The organism is Enterobacter mori LMG 25706 (assembly GCF_000211415.1).
Lineage (GTDB): Bacteria > Pseudomonadota > Gammaproteobacteria > Enterobacterales > Enterobacteriaceae > Enterobacter > Enterobacter mori.
On sequence record NZ_GL890780.1, the window covers coordinates 662,911 to 681,314 of the forward strand.

General features: G+C 53.6%; 15 protein-coding genes and 2 tRNA genes. 1 reads left to right on the forward strand and 16 read right to left on the reverse strand.

The annotated features are described in order from the left end of the window. Positions 1–18 precede the first annotated feature (18 nt). The 12 genes from mtr to ENTMO_RS0121420 form a co-directional block, all read right to left on the reverse strand. Positions 19–1,263 carry a tryptophan permease gene (gene mtr, locus ENTMO_RS0121370; protein ID WP_029485209.1) on the reverse strand — a complete coding sequence of 415 codons (1,245 nt, stop codon included), beginning with the start codon at positions 1,261–1,263 and terminating at the stop codon, positions 19–21. Between the two features lie 141 nt (positions 1,264–1,404). Continuing rightward, the gene (locus tag ENTMO_RS0121375; protein ID WP_010435975.1) at positions 1,405–3,300 is read right to left on the reverse strand and encodes a DEAD/DEAH family ATP-dependent RNA helicase; all 1,896 of its coding nucleotides are present in this window, start codon (positions 3,298–3,300) and stop codon (positions 1,405–1,407) included. Beyond that, complete coding sequence (yrbN, locus tag ENTMO_RS26210) at positions 3,293–3,373, reverse strand: protein YrbN (protein WP_098946273.1); 81 nt, start codon at positions 3,371–3,373, stop codon at positions 3,293–3,295. Before yrbN ends, ENTMO_RS0121375 begins: the two co-directional genes overlap by 8 nt. A gap of 106 nt (positions 3,374–3,479) precedes the next feature. Further along, positions 3,480–4,364, reverse strand: coding sequence for a lipoprotein NlpI (nlpI, locus tag ENTMO_RS0121380; protein ID WP_003861782.1), 885 nt, complete (start codon positions 4,362–4,364; stop codon positions 3,480–3,482). Between the two features lie 109 nt (positions 4,365–4,473). Then, a complete protein-coding gene (pnp, locus tag ENTMO_RS0121385) occupies positions 4,474–6,606 on the reverse strand; it encodes a polyribonucleotide nucleotidyltransferase (RefSeq protein ID WP_010435980.1) in 2,133 nt (710 codons plus the stop codon). 242 nt (positions 6,607–6,848) lie between these two features. Next, positions 6,849–7,118: a 30S ribosomal protein S15 gene (rpsO, locus tag ENTMO_RS0121390; RefSeq protein ID WP_003861789.1), complete on the reverse strand. Its 270-nt coding sequence runs from the start codon at positions 7,116–7,118 to the stop codon at positions 6,849–6,851. Between the two features lie 155 nt (positions 7,119–7,273). After that, on the reverse strand, positions 7,274–8,224 hold the full coding sequence (gene truB / locus ENTMO_RS0121395) for a tRNA pseudouridine(55) synthase TruB (RefSeq protein ID WP_010435983.1): 951 nt from the start codon (positions 8,222–8,224) through the stop codon (positions 7,274–7,276). Further along, on the reverse strand, positions 8,224–8,628 hold the full coding sequence (rbfA, locus tag ENTMO_RS0121400) for a 30S ribosome-binding factor RbfA (protein ID WP_010435986.1): 405 nt from the start codon (positions 8,626–8,628) through the stop codon (positions 8,224–8,226). Before rbfA ends, truB begins: the two co-directional genes overlap by 1 nt. Before the next feature lie 89 nt (positions 8,629–8,717). Beyond that, positions 8,718–11,405: a translation initiation factor IF-2 gene (infB, locus tag ENTMO_RS0121405; protein WP_010435990.1), complete on the reverse strand. Its 2,688-nt coding sequence runs from the start codon at positions 11,403–11,405 to the stop codon at positions 8,718–8,720. Positions 11,406–11,429: 24 nt separating this feature from the next. After that, complete coding sequence (nusA, locus tag ENTMO_RS0121410) at positions 11,430–12,932, reverse strand: transcription termination factor NusA (RefSeq protein WP_010435993.1); 1,503 nt, start codon at positions 12,930–12,932, stop codon at positions 11,430–11,432. Positions 12,933–12,960: 28 nt separating this feature from the next. Next, on the reverse strand, positions 12,961–13,413 hold the full coding sequence (rimP, locus tag ENTMO_RS0121415) for a ribosome maturation factor RimP (protein WP_010435996.1): 453 nt from the start codon (positions 13,411–13,413) through the stop codon (positions 12,961–12,963). Between the two features lie 207 nt (positions 13,414–13,620). Next, positions 13,621–13,697 (reverse strand) — tRNA-Met (locus ENTMO_RS0121420). A 287-nt stretch (positions 13,698–13,984) separates the two neighbouring features. Here ENTMO_RS0121420 and argG point away from each other — a divergent pair. Further along, positions 13,985–15,331 (forward strand): argininosuccinate synthase, encoded by a 1,347-nt coding sequence (argG, locus tag ENTMO_RS0121425; protein ID WP_010435998.1) that lies wholly within the window; start codon positions 13,985–13,987, stop codon positions 15,329–15,331. 153 nt (positions 15,332–15,484) lie between these two features. Here the strand turns inward: argG and ENTMO_RS0121430 are convergent. The 4 genes from ENTMO_RS0121430 to folP form a co-directional block, all read right to left on the reverse strand. After that, positions 15,485–15,571, reverse strand: a tRNA-Leu gene (locus ENTMO_RS0121430). A gap of 9 nt (positions 15,572–15,580) precedes the next feature. Next, the gene (gene secG, locus ENTMO_RS0121435; protein WP_003861803.1) at positions 15,581–15,913 is read right to left on the reverse strand and encodes a preprotein translocase subunit SecG; all 333 of its coding nucleotides are present in this window, start codon (positions 15,911–15,913) and stop codon (positions 15,581–15,583) included. 223 nt (positions 15,914–16,136) lie between these two features. Continuing rightward, positions 16,137–17,474 carry a phosphoglucosamine mutase gene (gene glmM, locus ENTMO_RS0121440; RefSeq protein ID WP_010436000.1) on the reverse strand — a complete coding sequence of 446 codons (1,338 nt, stop codon included), beginning with the start codon at positions 17,472–17,474 and terminating at the stop codon, positions 16,137–16,139. Further along, complete coding sequence (gene folP / locus ENTMO_RS0121445; RefSeq protein WP_010436001.1) at positions 17,467–18,315, reverse strand: dihydropteroate synthase; 849 nt, start codon at positions 18,313–18,315, stop codon at positions 17,467–17,469. The genes glmM and folP overlap by 8 nt, the downstream gene beginning before the upstream one ends. Positions 18,316–18,404 lie beyond the last annotated feature (89 nt).

Genomic DNA, 18,404 nt, shown 5'->3' on the forward strand with positions numbered 1-18,404 from the left:
GGAATCAGGCCGCACGGTTTAATGGTAAACAGGCAACAGGTTAAAACTCGACAGCACATGCACCAGCGCGTTACCCACACCAAACACCAGGATCAGTGCAATCATCGGCTTGCCGCCCCAGACGCGGAATTTAGGGCTGCCGAAGCGTTTACGTGATTTACGTGCCAGCAGCGCCGGCACAATTGCCGCCCAGATGGTCGCCGCCAGTCCGGCATAGCCGATGGCGTAGAGGAAACCGTTCGGCCACAGCAGACCCCCCACAATCGGCGGCAGGAAGGTCAGCAGCGCGGTTTTGAAGCGCCCCATCGCAGAATCATCAAAGCCAAACAGATCCGCCAGGTAGTCAAACAGGCCAAGCGTCACGCCGAGGAATGAACTCGCCACCGCAAAGTTAGAGAAGACCACCAGCAGCAGATCCAGGCTGCGGCTGTTCAGTACGCCGCTCAGGGCCTGCACCAGCACGTCGATGTTACCGCCCTTCTGTGCAATGCCGATAAATTCTGGACGTGGGATGTTGCCCATCGTCCCCAGCAGCCAAATCACGTACAGCCCCAGCGCCAGCAGCGTACCGTAGACCAGACACTTCACAATGGTGCGCGGATCTTTGCCGTAGTACTTCATCAGGCTCGGCACGTTGCCGTGGTAGCCAAACGACGCCAGACAGAACGGCAGCGTCATCAGCAGGTACGGCGTGTAGGAGGTATTCACTTCGGCGACGTTAAACAGCGTGGCGGGCGTCACGTGCCCCAGCAGGCTGCCGAAGGTCAGGAAGAAGGTGATGACCTTAGCGCCCAACACGATCGCCGTCATGCGGCTCACCGCCCTGGTACTCATCCAGACGATAAACGCCACGCCCAGTGCAAAGCAGAGCCCCGCCAGACGCGCCGGAACGTTCAACGACATCTCAGCAAAAGTGTGGTGCAGAATCGAGCCACTCGCGGAGATATACGCATAGGTCAGGATGTAGAGCACAAACGCGATGGACAGCCCGTTCACCAGGTTCCAGCCTTTGCCCAGCAGATCTTTGGTGATGGTGTCGAAGCTGGAGCCAATGCGATAGTTCAGGTTCGCCTCAAGGATCATCAGCCCGGAGTGGAGCATGCAGAACCAGGTGAACACCAGCGCCGCCAGCGACCAGAAGAACCACGCACCGGACATGACCACTGGCAGGGAGAACATCCCAGCACCAATGATGGTACCGCCGATGATCACCACGCCGCCAAGCAGCGAGGGTGACGTTTGGGTGGTGGTTAGTGTCGCCATACAGCCATTACTCCAGTCAAAAATGTGGTATGCAGTTTAATGTGCAGCACTGTACCAGTACAAGAGTACAAAGGGAATAAAAAAAGCCCCGATAACAATTATCGGGGCTGTATATATTACTTTACGTCAGTGGCGTAAGGCTTACGCGTCACGGCGACGGCTTGAGCTGTCGTCACGACGTGGGCCACGGCTTTCACGGCGTTCGCCGGAGAAACGACGTGGTTCACCACGACCTTCGCTACGACCGCCTTCACGACGTTCGCCACCGAAGCTGCGGCCACCGCCACGACGTTCGCCACCGCGGTCAGAGCGAGGCTGTGCATCACCCATCAGCTGCATGTTCATCGGCTTGTTCAGGATGCGAGTACGCGTAAAGTGCTGCAGTACTTCGCCCGGCATGCCTTTTGGCAGTTCGATGGTGGAGTGAGTACCGAACAGCTTGATGTTACCAATGTAACGGCTGCTGATGTCGCCTTCGTTAGCAATCGCGCCAACGATATGACGAACTTCAACACCGTCATCACGGCCAACTTCAATGCGGTACAGTTCCATTTCGCCAGCGTCACGACGCTCGCGACGTGGACGGTCTTCACCACCACGCTCTGGACGGTCACCGCGTGGGCCACGGTCATTGCGGTCATTACGGTCGCCACGACGTTCGAAACGATCGTCACGGTCACGGAATTCACGCTTAGGACGCATTGGCGCATCTGGTGGCACGATCAGGCTACGTTCGCCCTGAGCCATTTTCAGCAGTGCTGCAGCCAGGGTTTCCATGTCCAGCTCTTCGCCTTCAGCAACAGGCTGAATCTGCGACAGCAGCGCACGGTACTGATCCAGATCGCTGCTTTCCAGCTGCTGCTGGACTTTCGCGGCGAATTTTTCCAGGCGGCGTTTGCCCAGCAGTTCTGCGTTTGGCAGGTCAGCTTCTGGAATGGTCAGCTTCATGGTGCGTTCAATGTTACGCAGCAGACGACGCTCGCGGTTCTCAACGAACAGCAGCGCACGGCCCGCACGACCCGCACGACCGGTACGACCGATACGGTGAACGTAAGACTCAGAGTCCATTGGGATGTCGTAGTTAACAACCAAGCTGATACGCTCAACGTCCAGACCACGTGCTGCCACGTCGGTTGCAATCAGGATATCCAGACGACCGTCTTTCAGACGCTCCAGAGTCTGCTCACGCAGAGCCTGGTTCATGTCGCCGTTCAGCGCTGCGCTGTTGTAGCCGCTACGCTCCAGGGCTTCAGCCACTTCCAGGGTCGCGTTTTTGGTACGAACGAAGATGATCGCCGCATCAAAATCTTCTGCTTCCAGGAAACGTACCAGCGCTTCGTTTTTGCGCATGCCGTACACAGACCAGTAGCTCTGGCTGATGTCCGGGCGAGTGGTCACGCTGGACTGAATACGCACTTCCTGCGGCTCTTTCATGAAGCGGCGGGTAATGCGACGGATAGCTTCTGGCATGGTTGCAGAGAACAGAGCGGTCTGATGACCTTCCGGGATCTGCGCCATGATGGTTTCGACGTCTTCGATGAAGCCCATACGCAGCATTTCATCTGCTTCATCCAGTACCAGGCCGCTCAGTTTAGAGAGGTCCAGAGTACCGCGCTTCAGGTGATCCAGCAGACGACCCGGCGTACCGACGACAATCTGTGGGCCCTGGCGCAGGGCGCGTAACTGCACGTCATAACGCTGGCCGCCGTACAGGGCTACCACGTTTACGCCGCGCATATGTTTAGAGAATTCCGTCATTGCTTCAGCAACCTGAACAGCCAGTTCACGGGTTGGAGCCAGGACGAGGATCTGCGGAGCACGCAGGTCCGGATCGATGTTGTTCAGCAGCGGCAGCGAGAACGCTGCGGTTTTTCCGCTACCAGTCTGGGCCATGCCCAGCACGTCACGACCGGCGAGTAAATGCGGTATGCATTCTGCCTGGATCGGAGATGGTTTTTCGTAACCCAGATCGTTAAGGGATTCAAGGATAGGAGCCTTCAGGCCCAGATCTGCAAAAGTGGTTTCGAATTCAGCCATGTAGTACAAGTGCCTCGATATTAATGGCGGCCAGTCTACATAACTCATCGTGAAAATTTTCGGTAATTTTCATTGAAAGTGTGAACCGGCTCAAAGTAGGTGTATTGACGAACAACAACGCCCTCACCAGTTAAGGTGATGGCAATCAAAAGATTACGGGCTGATGTTTATGTCGTCAGCTATTGCTGGTCCGATTCTGCCAGGTCGTCTTGCTCCTGGCCCAAGAGCGATAATTCCAACAATGCATAACGGTGCTCAACGAAGTTGTGTACGTTGTTAGCAACCGCTAATTTGAACAGTGCCGTAGCGCTGTCCATATCCCCCAGACTTAGGTAGTACTTACCTAAATAGAAGTTGGTTTCACTGAGATGCTCAGCGAGCGAGGTGTTATCCGTTGCGTCCGCCTTGAGGCGTTCCATTAGCGTTGCTTCGCTAATGTTGCCCAGGTAGAACTCGACAATGTTCCATCCCCATTGTTCCTTGTCCGATTTCTCGAAGCGCTGTTTCAGTGCTTCTTTGGCCTGCTTCTCATCGAGCTTCTGCTCAACGATGTAAAGCCACAGGCTGCGGAAAGGATCATTAGGATCGTCTTGATAAAACGCCAGCAGATCATCTTGCGCTAACTTATCACGACCGCCGTAATACAATGCGATACCGCGATTCAAGTGCGCGTAGTTGTAAGTTGGATCAAGCTCAAGTACAGAATCAAACGCTTCATAGGCAGCATCAAAATTGCCTGCCTGCGTTAAGTAAATGCCTAAGTAATTGAATACTTCAGGCATATCAGGTCGAATTGCCAGCGCTTGTGAAAAATCATTCCGCGCTAATGCCCTCAGACCGAGACTATCATACAACACTCCGCGCTCATATAAAAGCTGTGCGCGTTCGTCATCGGTTAAAGCCCGACTGGCAAGAATTTGTTCCATGCGTGCCAGAATCACTTCCTGCTGCAAAGTCGGTTGCAATGGCACTGCGAGGACTTCGCTCTTACGCCAGGCAGAGTTGCTGCATCCTGCCAGCGTTAAAGCTGTCGCAACGAAACACCAGCGCAAAAAAGGCTTCATTTCCCACTCCCGAAGACAACTATTGGATGAACGTCCTGTCCCCCGGCGGCTTAACAAGGCGTCCTGCCTGATAATAAACCCTCCGCCGAAGCGGAGGGCAAATGCTACCTTACTCGCCTTGTTCTGCGGCTGGCGCTTCTGGCGCAGCGGCAGGAGACTGCTCGGTTGCTTCTTTAATGCTCAGACGGATACGGCCCTGACGGTCAACTTCCAGAACCTTAACCGGCACTTCCTGACCCATCTGCAGGTAATCGGTCACTTTCTCAACGCGCTTGTCAGCGATCTGAGAGATGTGAACCAGACCTTCTTTACCGCCACCAATGGCAACGAATGCGCCAAAGTCAACGATACGGGTCACTTTACCAGCATAGATACGGCCCACTTCGATCTCTGCAGTGATCTCTTCGATGCGGCGGATAGCGAATTTCGCTTTTTCGCCGTCGGTTGCTGCGATCTTCACAGTACCGTCATCTTCGATTTCGATCGTGGTGCCAGTCTCTTCGGTCAGCGCACGGATTACGGAACCGCCCTTACCGATAACGTCTTTGATCTTGTCTGGATTGATCTTGATGGTGTGGATACGCGGAGCGAACTGAGAAATGTCGCCACGTGGCGCGTTAATCGCCTGTTCCATCACGCCCAGGATGTGCAGACGCGCACCTTTAGCCTGGTTCAGAGCAACCTGCATGATCTCTTTGGTGATACCTTCAATTTTGATATCCATCTGCAGCGCAGAGATACCTTCGCGGGAACCCGCGACTTTGAAGTCCATATCGCCCAGGTGGTCTTCGTCGCCCAGGATGTCAGACAGAACAACAAAGTTGTCGCCTTCTTTCACCAGACCCATAGCGATACCAGCTACAGCGGCTTTGATTGGTACGCCTGCATCCATCAGCGCCAGAGAGGCACCACACACGGAAGCCATGGAAGAAGAACCGTTAGATTCGGTGATTTCAGAAACCACACGTACGGTGTACGGGAATTTGTCAGCTTCTGGCATCACTGCCAGTACGCCGCGCTTCGCCAGACGACCGTGACCAATTTCACGACGCTTCGGCGAGCCAACCATACCGGTCTCACCTACGGAGTACGGAGGGAAGTTGTAGTGGAACAGGAAGCTGTCAGTACGCTCGCCCATCAGTTCGTCGATGTTCTGTGCGTCACGTGCGGTACCCAGGGTCGCGGTAACCAGCGCCTGCGTTTCGCCACGGGCGAACAGTGCGGAACCGTGAGTACGTGGCAGTACGCCAGTACGAACGTCCAGACCACGGATCATGTCTTTTTCGCGGCCATCGATACGCGGTTCGCCTGCCAGTACGCGGCTACGAACGGCGTTTTTCTCGATAGCGTGCAGAATTTCGCTCAGCTCGTTAGCATCCAGGGATTCATCTTCAGCCAACAGCGTCGCGATGGTTTCAGATTTGATGACGTCAACCTGAGCGTAACGCTCTTGTTTGTCGGTGATGCGGTATGCATCGCTCAGACGTGCGCCTGCCAGTGCAGCAACGCGTGCATTCAGCGCGTCGTTAACCGCTTCTGGCTGCCAGTCCCAACGTGGTTTACCGGCTTCTTTCACCAGGTCGTTGATGTTCTGGATAACGATCTGCTGCTGGTCGTGGCCAAATACCACTGCGCCCAGCATCTGGTCTTCGCTCAGCAGTTCAGCTTCGGACTCAACCATCAGAACCGCTGCTTCAGTACCCGCAACCACCAGGTCCAGCTTACTTTCTTTCAGCTCTTCCTGGGTTGGGTTCAGCACATACTGGTCGTTGATGTAGCCAACGCGCGCGGCACCGATTGGGCCATTGAATGGAATACCAGACAGTGACAGGGCAGCAGATGCGCCGATCATAGCAACGATGTCCGGGTTAACCTGTGGGTTAACGGAAACAACGGTCGCGATAACCTGAACTTCGTTAACGAAGCCTTCCGGGAACAGTGGACGAACCGGGCGGTCAATCAGACGCGCGATCAGGGTTTCGCCTTCGCTTGGACGGCCTTCACGACGGAAGAAACCACCCGGGATTTTACCGGCAGCGTAGGTACGCTCCTGGTAGTTAACGGTCAGCGGGAAGAAGTCCTGACCTGGTTTAGCTTTTTTCTGGCCAACAACGGTAACGAATACCGCGGTGTCATCCATGCTTACCATAACGGCAGCAGTAGCCTGACGTGCCATCATGCCGGTTTCCAGCGTGACGGTATGTTGACCATACTGGAATTTACGAACGATCGGATTCAGCAAAGTTCTGTCCTTTCTTAAATGTATGACAGCACACCACAGGTGTGCTGACGATTTAACCCGACCTTCTTCGCATCCTCGCGACTAATGACAACCGACACCCCCATGGGTGAAGCCTCTCATTAGCCGCGCGAACCTCTGCAATGAAGATCATTTATAGCAACAATACAATAGTTTCCAGTGAATTGCTGCCGTCTGGTTGAAAAAAGGGGCCATCAGCCCCCCTTTTCTGAAACTCGCAAGACTTAGCGACGCAGACCCAGACGCTCGATCAGCGCGGTGTAACGTGCAACATCTTTACGTTTCAGGTAGTCGAGCAGTTTACGACGCTGAGAAACCATACGCAGCAGACCACGACGGCTGTGGTGATCTTTTTTGTGCTCTGCAAAGTGACCCTGCAGGTGGTTAATCTGTGCAGTCAGCAGTGCAACCTGAACTTCGGTAGAACCGCTGTCGTTAGTACCACGACCAAACTCAGAAACGATTTTAGCTTTAGCTTCAACGCTTAGAGACATTTTCAAACTCCAGAATATAAAGAATGTAAGGATGCCGATCTCTAATTCAGCAATCCCAGTATACGACCAACACATTGTTAAACAATTTGCAGATCGTTAAGCGGCGATATTCTACTCGTCTCCCCTGCTTATCGCAAGGTGAGGTGTTATCGCCGTCACGCTTCGATCGGATACTCGACGACCAGACGACGCGGCGCAACGCGCCCTTCACCGTCCATTTCGCCCATACCGATGAATTTCCCGTCGTCACCTTCCGTCACGCGTACCAGCCCTTCAAGCGGCGCATCCGCCGTACGAACCGGGTTGCCGTTCTTAAAGTAAACGGACGATGTTAAAGGAAGATTAACGATCGGGAAGTCCGCCGCCGGACTGTCCATTGGCATCAGCAAGGGATCCAGCAATTCTGCTGGCGCTATTCCCTGCACTTCCGCCTGTTCAACCAGCTCGCGAAGATACTCAAGCGTCACCATGCGTTCGACCGGATACTTGCTGACAGCCAGACGACGCAAGTAAATCACATGCGCCCCGCAGCCCAGCTTTTCACCGAGATCATCGATGATGGTACGAATATAGGTGCCTTTCGAACAGTGTACTTCCAGCTCCAGCTCATCGCCTTCATGGCGAATGAACAGCAGTTCATACACGGTAATAGGACGGGCTTCACGCGGAACGTCGATGCCCTGGCGCGCATATTCGTAGAGCTTCTTGCCCTGATATTTCAGCGCCGAATACATCGACGGCACCTGCATCGTGTCACCACGGAAGCTTTCCAGCGCCGCATCAAGCTGCTCTGCGCTGAAGGTCACCGGGCGCTCTTCCACGACCTGGCCATCCGCGTCGGAGGTATCCGTGCGCTGGCCCAGTTTAGCGATAACGCGATAACGCTTATCGGAATCCAGCAGATACTGGGAGAATTTTGTTGCCTCTCCCAGGCAAACCGGCAGCATACCGGTCGCCAGCGGATCCAGCGCGCCCGTATGGCCCGCACGGTTGGCGTTAAAAATACGCTTCACTTTTTGCAGTACGTCGTTGCTGGATGCGCCCTGCGGTTTATCCAGCAGCAGTACGCCATGCACGTCGCGACCGCGACGACGAGGACGACTCATCAGTCCTCCTTGCTGTCGTCCGCTGGGTTCACACGACGCTCATCGTCATGTTTCACCACGCTGGTCACCAGGTTGGACATGCGCATACCTTCTACCAGCGAGTTATCGTAGAAGAAGGTCAGCTCAGGCACGATACGCAGACGCATCGCTTTGCCGAGCAGAGAGCGGATGAAACCAGAGGCTTCCTGCAGCGCTTTAATGCCGTTTTTCACCGCGGCTTCGTCCTGATCGTTCAGGAAAGTCACGAACACTTTGGCATAAGCCAGATCGCGGGACATCTCAACGCCAGACACGGTGGTCATCATACCAATACGCGGATCTTTAATTTCACGTTGCAGAATGAGTGCGATCTCTTTTTGCATTTCCTGCGCTACGCGCTGAGGGCGACCGAATTCTTTCGCCATAATAAATTCTCCAGACAAAAAAGGGGCTAAAAGCCCCTTTTAAAATTATTGCCGGGTGGCGCGAGGCGATCCCGGCTTACAATCGGTAATTAAGCGATGGTACGCTGAATTTCGATGATCTCGAACACTTCGATCATATCGCCAACGCGAACGTCGTTGTAGTTCTTCACGCCGATACCACATTCCATGCCGTTACGGACTTCGTTAACGTCATCTTTGAAGCGGCGCAGGGATTCCAGCTCGCCTTCGTAGATAACCACGTTGTCGCGCAGTACGCGGATTGGGTTGTGACGCTTGATGTTACCTTCGGTAACCATACAGCCCGCGATCGCACCAAATTTCGGTGATTTGAACACGTCACGTACTTCAGCCAGACCGATGATCTGCTGTTTCAGCTCAGGAGACAGCATGCCGCTCATCGCTGCTTTCACTTCGTCGATCAGGTTATAGATGACGGAGTAGTAGCGCAGATCCAGGCTTTCAGCTTCAATCACTTTACGCGCAGACGCATCCGCACGAACGTTGAAGCCAACCAGGATAGCGTTAGAGGCAGCAGCCAGGGTTGCGTCGGTTTCGGTGATACCACCTACCCCAGAACCGATGATCTTCACTTTCACTTCGTCGGTAGACAGTTTCAGCAAGGAGTCGGAGATCGCTTCCACAGAACCCTGAACGTCAGCTTTCAGAACAACGTTCACTTCGTGAACTTCGCCCTCGGTCATGTTAGCGAACATGTTCTCGAGTTTAGATTTCTGCTGACGAGCCAGTTTAACTTCACGGAATTTACCCTGACGATACAGTGCAACTTCACGCGCTTTCTTCTCGTCACGCACAACGGTCACTTCGTCACCGGCAGCCGGAACACCGGACAGGCCCAGGATTTCCACTGGAATGGACGGACCCGCTTCCAGCACTTCCTGACCCAGTTCGTTACGCATCGCACGAACGCGACCGTATTCGAAGCCACACAGAACGATGTCGCCTTTGTTCAGCGTGCCTTCGCGAACCAGAACGGTTGCAACCGGACCACGACCTTTATCCAGGAAGGATTCGATAACCGCGCCGCTTGCCATACCTTTACGAACCGCTTTGAGCTCCAGAACTTCAGCCTGCAGCAGGATAGCGTTCAGCAGGTCGTCAATACCGGTACCCGCTTTTGCAGATACTGGGATGAACTGTGCTTCACCGCCCCACTCTTCCGGCATAACGCCGTACTGAGACAGTTCGTTCTTCACGCGATCCATATCGGCTTCTGGCTTATCGATTTTGTTGACTGCAACAACCAGAGGTACCTGCGCCGCTTTTGCGTGCTGGATACCTTCAATGGTCTGTGGCATCACGCCATCGTCTGCCGCAACAACCAGTACAACGATATCCGTTGCCTGAGCACCACGAGCACGCATTGAGGTAAACGCTGCGTGGCCTGGGGTATCCAGGAAGGTGATCATGCCGTTTTCGGTTTCTACATGGTAAGCACCGATGTGCTGGGTAATACCACCCGCTTCCCCGGATGCCACTTTAGTCGAGCGAATGTAGTCAAGCAGAGAGGTTTTACCGTGGTCAACGTGACCCATGATGGTCACAACAGGTGCACGCGGTTCAGCCGCTGCGCCAGTGTCACGGTCGCTCATTACTGCTTCTTCCAGCTCGTTTTCACGACGCAGGATAACTTTGTGGCCCATCTCTTCAGCAACCAGCTGTGCGGTTTCCTGGTCGATGACCTGGTTGATGGTCGCCATTGCACCCAGCTTCATCATCGCTTTGATGACCTGAGAGCCTTTAACGGCCATCTTGTTCGCCAGATCGCCAACGGTGATGGTTTCACCAATCACAACGTCACGGTTAACGGCCTGAGCTGGCTTCTGGAAGCCCTGCTGCAGAGCGGAACCTTTACGCTTGCCGCCTTTACCACCGCGAACGGCTGCACGCGCTTCTTCACGGTCAGCTTTAGATTCAGCGTGCTTGTTACCTTTTTTCGCTGGACGCGCGGCTTTGGTGTTGCGACCACGGCCACGGCCGCCTTCAACTTCACGGTCGTTGTCGTCTTCAGCCTGACGCGCGTGCTGAGAAGTGGTCACATGATAGTCGCTGGTGTCTTCAGTCGTTTCAGCGGTATTCACGCCATTCTTCTCGTTTTCTTCTGCCATACGGCGCGCTTCTTCAGCAACACGGCGAGCTTCTTCTTCCAGCTTACGGCGGGCTTCTTCTTCCGCTTTACGCTTCAGCTCGGCAGCTTCATTTTCACGGCGGGCTTTTTCAGCCTGGGCGGTTTTGGTCATTTCGTCTGTCTGTTGATTGCTCACTTTGTCTTTTTCCGCAGCGTCACGCTTCACTTTATCACTTGCGTCGCGTTTCGCTTTTTCTGCGGCCTCACGTTCAGCTTTTAATTCTGCTTCACGTTTGGCGGTTGCTTCCGCCGCACGCTGAGCTTGTTCTTCCGCTTCACGCTGTGCCTGCTCTTCCGCAGCAAGGCGTTCTGCCTCTTGCGGATCACGTTTTACAAAGGTGCGCGTCTTGCGGACTTCAATTTGTACCGATTTACTTTTGCCACCGGTACCAGGGATATTTAACGTGCTACGCGTTTTGCGCTGCAGCGTTAACTTGTCAGGCGTAGAGCCGTGTTCACGGTTCAGGTGCGTTAACAAGGTTTGTTTTTCTTGCGCGGTCACCGAGTCATCAGCGGACTTCGGGATCCCTGCATCAGCAAATTGCTGTACCAGGCGGTCCACGGAGGTCTGAATCTCAGCAGCCAGCGATTTTACAGTTACATCAGTCATGCTGTTCCTTCCTGCTACAGTTTATTACGCTTCGTCGCCGAACCAGCAAATATTACGTGCGGCCATGATGAGCTCGCCGGCTTTCTCGTCGGTTAAACCTTCGATATCAGCCAGGTCATCAACGCCTTGCTCAGCGAGATCTTCCAGCGTACAAACACCACGGGCAGCCAGCTTGAACGCAATCGCACGATCAAGACCTTCCAGATTCAGCAGGTCATCAGCCGGCTTCTTATCGCCAAGGCTTTCTTCCTGAGCCAGTGCCAGGGTGGTCAGTGCGTTTTTAGCGCGTTCACGCAGGGCTTCAACAGTCTGTTCATCCAGACCGTCAATTTCCAGCAGCTCTTTCATTGGCACATAGGCCAGTTCTTCCAGCGTAGAGAAACCTTCTTCAACCAGAACAGTGGCGAAATCTTCGTCAATGTCGAGGTATTTAGTGAAGGTATCGATCGCCGCATGGGCTTCAGCCTGATGCTTAGCCTGCAGGTCGTCAACGGTCATCACGTTGAGTTCCCAGCCGCTCAGCTGTGACGCCAGACGTACGTTCTGACCGTTACGGCCAATCGCCTGCGCCAGGTTGCCCGCTTCTACAGCGATATCCATGGTGTGTTTGTCTTCGTCAACAACGATAGACGCTACATCAGCCGGAGCCATTGCGTTGATCACGAACTGCGCCGGGTTGTCGTCCCACAGAACGATATCGATACGCTCGCCGCCCAGTTCGGTCGAAACCGCCTGAACACGCGCGCCGCGCATACCGACGCAAGCACCGACCGGGTCGATACGCTTGTCGTTGGTTTTCACCGCAATTTTCGCACGGGAACCCGGATCGCGAGCCGCCGCTTTGATCTCGATAACTTCTTCACCGATTTCCGGCACTTCGATACGGAACAGTTCAACCAGCATTTCTGGTTTAGAACGGGTCACGAACAGCTGTGCACCACGCGCTTCAGGACGCACGGCGTACAGAACACCACGGATACGGTCGCCTGGACGGAAGTTTTCACGCGGCAGCATGTCTTCGCGCAGGATTACGGCTTCAGCGTTACCCGGCATCCCTTCGGATTTGATCTCCCGAGAGATGTTGTCGCGATTCACTTTCTTCACCACGCCGGTGATGATTTCGCCTTCCTGATCGCGGAACTGATCGACAACCAGCGCGCGCTCGGCTTCGCGAACTTTCTGCACGATAACCTGTTTAGCGGTCTGGGTCGTGATACGGTCGAAGGTCACAGATTCAATCTGATCTTCAACGTACTCACCCACGTTCAGACTTTCGTCTTCATAACGCGCCGCTTCCAGCGTGATCTCTTTGGTCGGCTGGGTCACTTCTTCAACGATTACCCAACGACGGAATGTATCGAAGTCACCGCTTTTACGATCGATTTCTACGCGAACATCGATCTCTTGTTCGTATTTTTTCTTGGTTGCTGTAGCCAGTGCACTTTCCAGCGCTTCGAAAATCTTCTCACGCGGCAGTGATTTCTCGTTGGAGACGGCTTCAACAACAGCCAAAATTTCTTTGTTCATCGCGGGCTTTTCACCTCAATCCAGACTGTTAAAAGTGGGGAACCAGGTTCGCCTTCTCGATATTACTCAGCGCGAACACTTCATCTTTGCCGTCGACTGTCACCGTGATCATTTCACCATCAACGGCTTTGATAATTCCCTGCCATTTACGGCGGTTCTGTACGGCCCTACGCAGAACGAGAGCCACTTCTTCACCGGTAAAGCGCACATAGTGCTCGGCCGTGAACATCGGGCGATCGAGGCCAGGTGAGGAAACTTCCAGGTTGTACGCAACGGTAATCGGGTCTTCAACATCAAGAACCGCACTCACCTGGTGGCTAACATCAGCACAATCATCAACATTGATGCCATCTTCACTATCAATATAGATGCGCAGCGTCGATGTACGGCCGCGAACGAATTCGATGCCGACCAGTTCGTAGCCCAGTGCTTCGACCGGTGCAGTAATCATCTCTGTTAATTTTTGCTCTAATGTGGACAAGCCCACCCCCAAGACATAAAAAAAGGGCGTAAAGCCCAGTTATTCTGTAGTCAGATAACAAAAAACCCCGATAAATCGGGGTTTTAGATAACTGAACCCTATAGCCACAACTGTGGCCTGGAGCACTCTCCGAAAGAATTTTTTCAAATCCAGCTACGAAGGCTCTAAGTCTTCACAGTATATTTGAAAAAGAACTTTATGGGAAAGTGGTTGCGGGGGCCGGATTTGAACCGACGACCTTCGGGTTATGAGCCCGACGAGCTACCAGGCTGCTCCACCCCGCGCCTGAAACGTGGCAAATTCTACGCGTTTTAGGTAGAAAATGCAAATAATGCTGGGATTTGGTACCGAAGACGGGACGTAAAATCGGCGTTCAGTATATTGATAGTTGACCCCGCCTGTCAAGGCGACTTCCGCCAGATCGATTAGACCAAATTTTTTACAAAAAACGCATGAGTCTCTTCCGGTCTTCGGCAAAAGATGATTAAATGAATACTCACTTATTTTGCATAAAAATGCACAAGAGAGCGAAAGCGGTCTCTAATCAGTCAATCAAGCAGGGTTTTATTATATGACGACGATTCTCAAGCATCTTCCGGTAGGACAACGTATTGGCATCGCTTTCTCAGGCGGCCTGGATACCAGCGCTGCACTGCTGTGGATGCGCCAAAAGGGAGCGGTTCCGTATGCATATACTGCGAACCTGGGACAGCCAGATGAGGAAGATTATGACGCGATCCCTCGTCGTGCCATGGAGTATGGCGCAGAGAACGCACGACTGATTGACTGCCGCAAGCAGCTGGTAGCCGAAGGTATCGCTGCGATTCAGTGCGGTGCTTTTCATAACACCACTGGCGGCCTGACCTATTTCAATACCACTCCGCTGGGCCGCGCCGTGACGGGTACCATGCTGGTTGCCGCCATGAAAGAAGATGGCGTGAATATCTGGGGTGACGGCAGTACCTATAAAGGCAACGATATCGAACGTTTCTATCGTTATGGCCTGCTGACCAACGCCGAGCTGCAGATTTACAAACCGTGGCTGGATACCGACTTCATCGACGAACTGGGTGGTCGTCATGAGATGTCTGAATTCATGATTGCCTGCGGTTTTGACTATAAGATGTCCGTTGAAAAAGCGTACTCCACCGACTCCAATATGCTGGGTGCAACGCATGAAGCGAAAGACCTGGAATTCCTGAACTCCAGCGTGAAGATCGTTAACCCGATCATGGGCGTTAAGTTCTGGGACGAGAACGTCAAAATTCAGGCTGAAGAAGTCACCGTACGCTTCGAGCGCGGCCATCCGGTTGCTCTGAACGGTAAAACTTTCTCAGACGACGTTGAGCTGATGCTGGAAGCTAACCGCATTGGCGGTCGTCACGGTCTGGGCATGAGCGATCAGATTGAAAACCGTATCATCGAAGCGAAAAGCCGTGGCATCTATGAAGCCCCGGGAATGGCGCTGCTGCACATCGCTTACGAGCGCCTGCTGACCGGTATTCATAACGAAGACACTATCGAACAGTATCACTCTCATGGTCGTCAGTTGGGTAAACTGCTGTACCAGGGCCGCTGGTTCGATCCGCAGGCGCTGATGCTGCGTGATGCACTGCAGCGTTGGGTGGCAAGCGCGATCACCGGTGAAGTAACGCTGGAGCTGCGTCGTGGCAATGACTACTCCATCCTGAATACCGTGTCTGACAACCTGACCTATAAAGCAGAACGTCTGACCATGGAGAAAGGTGATTCGGTCTTCTCTCCGGATGACCGTATCGGTCAACTGACCATGCGTAACCTGGACATCACCGATACCCGTGAGAAGCTGTTCAACTATATTGAGAATGGCTTGCTTTCCGCGAACTCAGGTAACGGCCTGCCGCAGGTTGAAAACCTGGAACACAGCGATAAGAAATAATCGACAGCAAGACATGCAAAAGGCGCCCAACAGGCGCCTTTTTTATTTGGTATTTGTAGGGCGGGTAAGCGCAGCGCCACCCGCCATTTTGGCCGCCACCACAACATACAGACGAAAAAAAAGACGTCTTTCGACGTCTTTCTTCTGGAATATTGGTACCGAGGATGGGACTCGAACCCACAAGCCCGTTAGGGCACTACCACCTCAAGGTAGCGTGTCTACCAATTCCACCACCTCGGTACGGAATACTTACTGCGGGATATCGCTGGTCGGCTTAGCCGGTGCAGCTGGCTGAGTTTGCTCAGTTTTCGCTGGCGCGCTCAGATTTTCCCACTCGCTTCCTTTACTGGTCTTGTTGCTGTTGATATTACCCAGCACCAGACTGATGATGAAGAACAGCGTAGCCAGAATCGCCGTCGTACGGGTCATGAAGTTCGCAGAACCACTTGAACCAAACAGCGTACCGGAAGCGCCTGCTCCGAAGGAGGCTCCCATATCAGCGCCTTTACCTTGCTGCAGCATGATCAGCGCTACAAGAGCGATGGCTACAATAAGGAAAATAACTAAAAGAGCTTCGTACATAATCAACCTGTTCCTTGCGGATTTGCCGCATACCAATGCTTCGACCAATTAGCAGGATTTTTGTTTCCCACTGAAGCGGGTGTGAATACTAACCAAAGCGAATGACCTTCGCAAGGGCATTTTCGACGCATTGTATCAACTGCGGAAAAAAACAGCAAAAAGCCATTAAATGCTTAAAACAAAGGCGGCAAGCGCCGCCTTTTTAAACACTTACTGTGAAAAGTTATGCAGCTTTCACCGCATCCGCAATGCGATGCGCGAATTCAGTCACCTGCGCTTCGTCTTCGCCTTCAACCATCACGCGAATCAGTGGCTCGGTACCCGATTTACGCAGCAGTACACGGCCACGATTGCCCAGGGCCGCTTCAACGTCAGCCATCACCGCTTTCACGTTGTCATTTTCAAGCGGATCGCCTTTACCCGCTGTGAAACGCACGTTAACGAGGATTTGCGGGAACATCTTCATACCGCTGCAGAGATCGTGCAGGCTCATATGGTTGCGCGCCATGGCAGCAACAACCTGCAGACCCGCCACGATGCCGTCACCGGTGGTGGTTTTATCGAGCAGGATCACGTGACCGGAGTTTTCCGCACCGATTCGCCAGCCCTTCTCCTGCAATTTTTCCAGCACATAGCGGTCGCCCACTTTCGCGCGGACAAACGGAATACCGAGCTGTTTCAGCGCCAGCTCCAGGCCCATGTTGCTCATCAGCGTACCTACCGCGCCGCCACGCAGCTGCCCCTGACGCAGACCTTCACGTGCAATGATGTAGAGGATCTGATCGCCGTCGACCTTGTTACCTTCGTGGTCGACCATGATCACACGGTCACCGTCGCCATCGAGGGCAATACCCAGATCGGCTTTTTCCGCCAGCACGCGCGCCTGCAGGGCACGCACGTCCGTCGCTCCCACTTCTTCGTTGATGTTAAGACCATCCGGCTCACAGCCGATGGTGATGACTTTCGCACCCAACTCGCGGAAAACATTCGGAGCAATGTGGTAGGTCGCGCCGTTTGCACAGTCCACCACAATTTTAAGATGGGCCAGACTCAGCTCATTCGGGAAGGTGCCTTTGCAGAATTCGATATAGCGACCCGCGGCATCGACGATACGGTTAGCTTTACCCAGCTCAGCGGAGTCGACACAGGTAATCTCTTTTTCCATTTCCGCTTCAATGGCCTCTTCAACATCATCCGGCAGCTTGGTGCCGTCAATGGAGAAGAACTTGATGCCGTTGTCGTAGAACGGGTTATGAGAAGCCGAGATAACAATCCCCGCTTCCGCACGGAAGGTGCGCGTCAGGTAAGCCACAGCAGGCGTTGGCATTGGGCCTGTAAAGGAGGCAGAAAGCCCCGCCGCTGCCAGACCGGCTTCCAGCGCAGATTCCAGCATATAGCCTGAAATACGGGTGTCTTTACCGATGATGATCTTACGGGAACCATGACGTGCCAGCACCTTGCCAGCAGCCCAGCCCAGCTTCAGGACAAAATCAGGGGTGATTGGAGCATCGCCTACGCGCCCACGGATACCATCGGTACCAAAATATTTACGATTACTCATAGCGTTTGTTTTCCTTCGCTGCCAGTGTGGCTTCCACCACACGCATGGCTTCTACTGTTTCTTTGACATCATGGACACGAATAATGTGCGCGCCTTGCATCGCTGCGATCACCGCGCAGGCCAGGCTACCACTCAGGCGTTCGCTCGGCCCCACATTCAGCAACTGCCCAATCATCGACTTTCTCGACATCCCCACCAGCAACGGCAGGCCGAAGTGATGAAATTCTGATAAGCGCGCAAGCAGCGCATAATTGTGAGAGAGATTTTTACCGAAACCGAACCCCGGGTCGAGCAGCAATTTCTCTTTTGCGATACCCGCACGCTCGCAGCGCGCAATATGCTCAATAAAGAAGCGATTCACATCGGCAAAGACATCGTCGTACTTCGGCGCTTCCTGCATGGTTTTCGGCTGCCCCTGCATGTGCATCAGGCAGACCGGTAGGCCAGTTTCCGCCGCCGCCTCAATCGCGCCAGGCTCAGTGAGTGAACGAATATCATTGATAATGTGAGCGCCCACTCTCGCCACTTCACGGATCACTTCAGGTTTGGAAGTGTCTACGGATATCCATACTTCGAAGCGTTGTGCAATTGCTTCCACCACTGGCACCACGCGCGCCAGCTCTTCTTCCACGGACACGTCCGCCGCCCCCGGACGCGTCGATTCGCCGCCAACGTCAATGATGGTGGCACCTGCATTAATCATTAAATTTGCGTGCTTAACCGCCTCAATAAGCGTGTTATGCGTGCCGCCGTCAGAGAAGGAGTCAGGGGTAACATTCAGGATCCCCATCACATGAGGATGTGACAGATCGAGATGCGAGTCCTGGGCGAAGAGTTTCATGGCTAAAATCCCTGGTATTTATAAGGTTTAATGGATAAGAAAAACCCCGGAGCAAGCTCCAGGGTTTGAGGTACAGACAAACATTTCAA

Coding starts and splice junctions, on each gene's coding strand:
- mtr (WP_029485209.1), bottom strand. CDS start 1,263: ATGGCGACACTAACCACCACCCAAACGTCACCCTCGCTGCTTGGCGGC.
- ENTMO_RS0121375 (WP_010435975.1), bottom strand. CDS start 3,300: ATGGCTGAATTCGAAACCACTTTTGCAGATCTGGGCCTGAAGGCTCCT.
- yrbN (WP_098946273.1), bottom strand. CDS start 3,373: ATGAAAATTACCGAAAATTTTCACGATGAGTTATGTAGACTGGCCGCC.
- nlpI (WP_003861782.1), bottom strand. CDS start 4,364: ATGAAGCCTTTTTTGCGCTGGTGTTTCGTTGCGACAGCTTTAACGCTG.
- rpsO (WP_003861789.1), bottom strand. CDS start 7,118: ATGTCTCTAAGCGTTGAAGCTAAAGCTAAAATCGTTTCTGAGTTTGGT.
- truB (WP_010435983.1), bottom strand. CDS start 8,224: ATGAGTCGTCCTCGTCGTCGCGGTCGCGACGTGCATGGCGTACTGCTG.
- rbfA (WP_010435986.1), bottom strand. CDS start 8,628: ATGGCGAAAGAATTCGGTCGCCCTCAGCGCGTAGCGCAGGAAATGCAA.
- infB (WP_010435990.1), bottom strand. CDS start 11,405: ATGACTGATGTAACTGTAAAATCGCTGGCTGCTGAGATTCAGACCTCC.
- nusA (WP_010435993.1), bottom strand. CDS start 12,932: ATGAACAAAGAAATTTTGGCTGTTGTTGAAGCCGTCTCCAACGAGAAA.
- argG (WP_010435998.1), top strand. CDS start 13,985: ATGACGACGATTCTCAAGCATCTTCCGGTAGGACAACGTATTGGCATC.
- secG (WP_003861803.1), bottom strand. CDS start 15,913: ATGTACGAAGCTCTTTTAGTTATTTTCCTTATTGTAGCCATCGCTCTT.
- glmM (WP_010436000.1), bottom strand. CDS start 17,474: ATGAGTAATCGTAAATATTTTGGTACCGATGGTATCCGTGGGCGCGTA.
- folP (WP_010436001.1), bottom strand. CDS start 18,315: ATGAAACTCTTCGCCCAGGACTCGCATCTCGATCTGTCACATCCTCAT.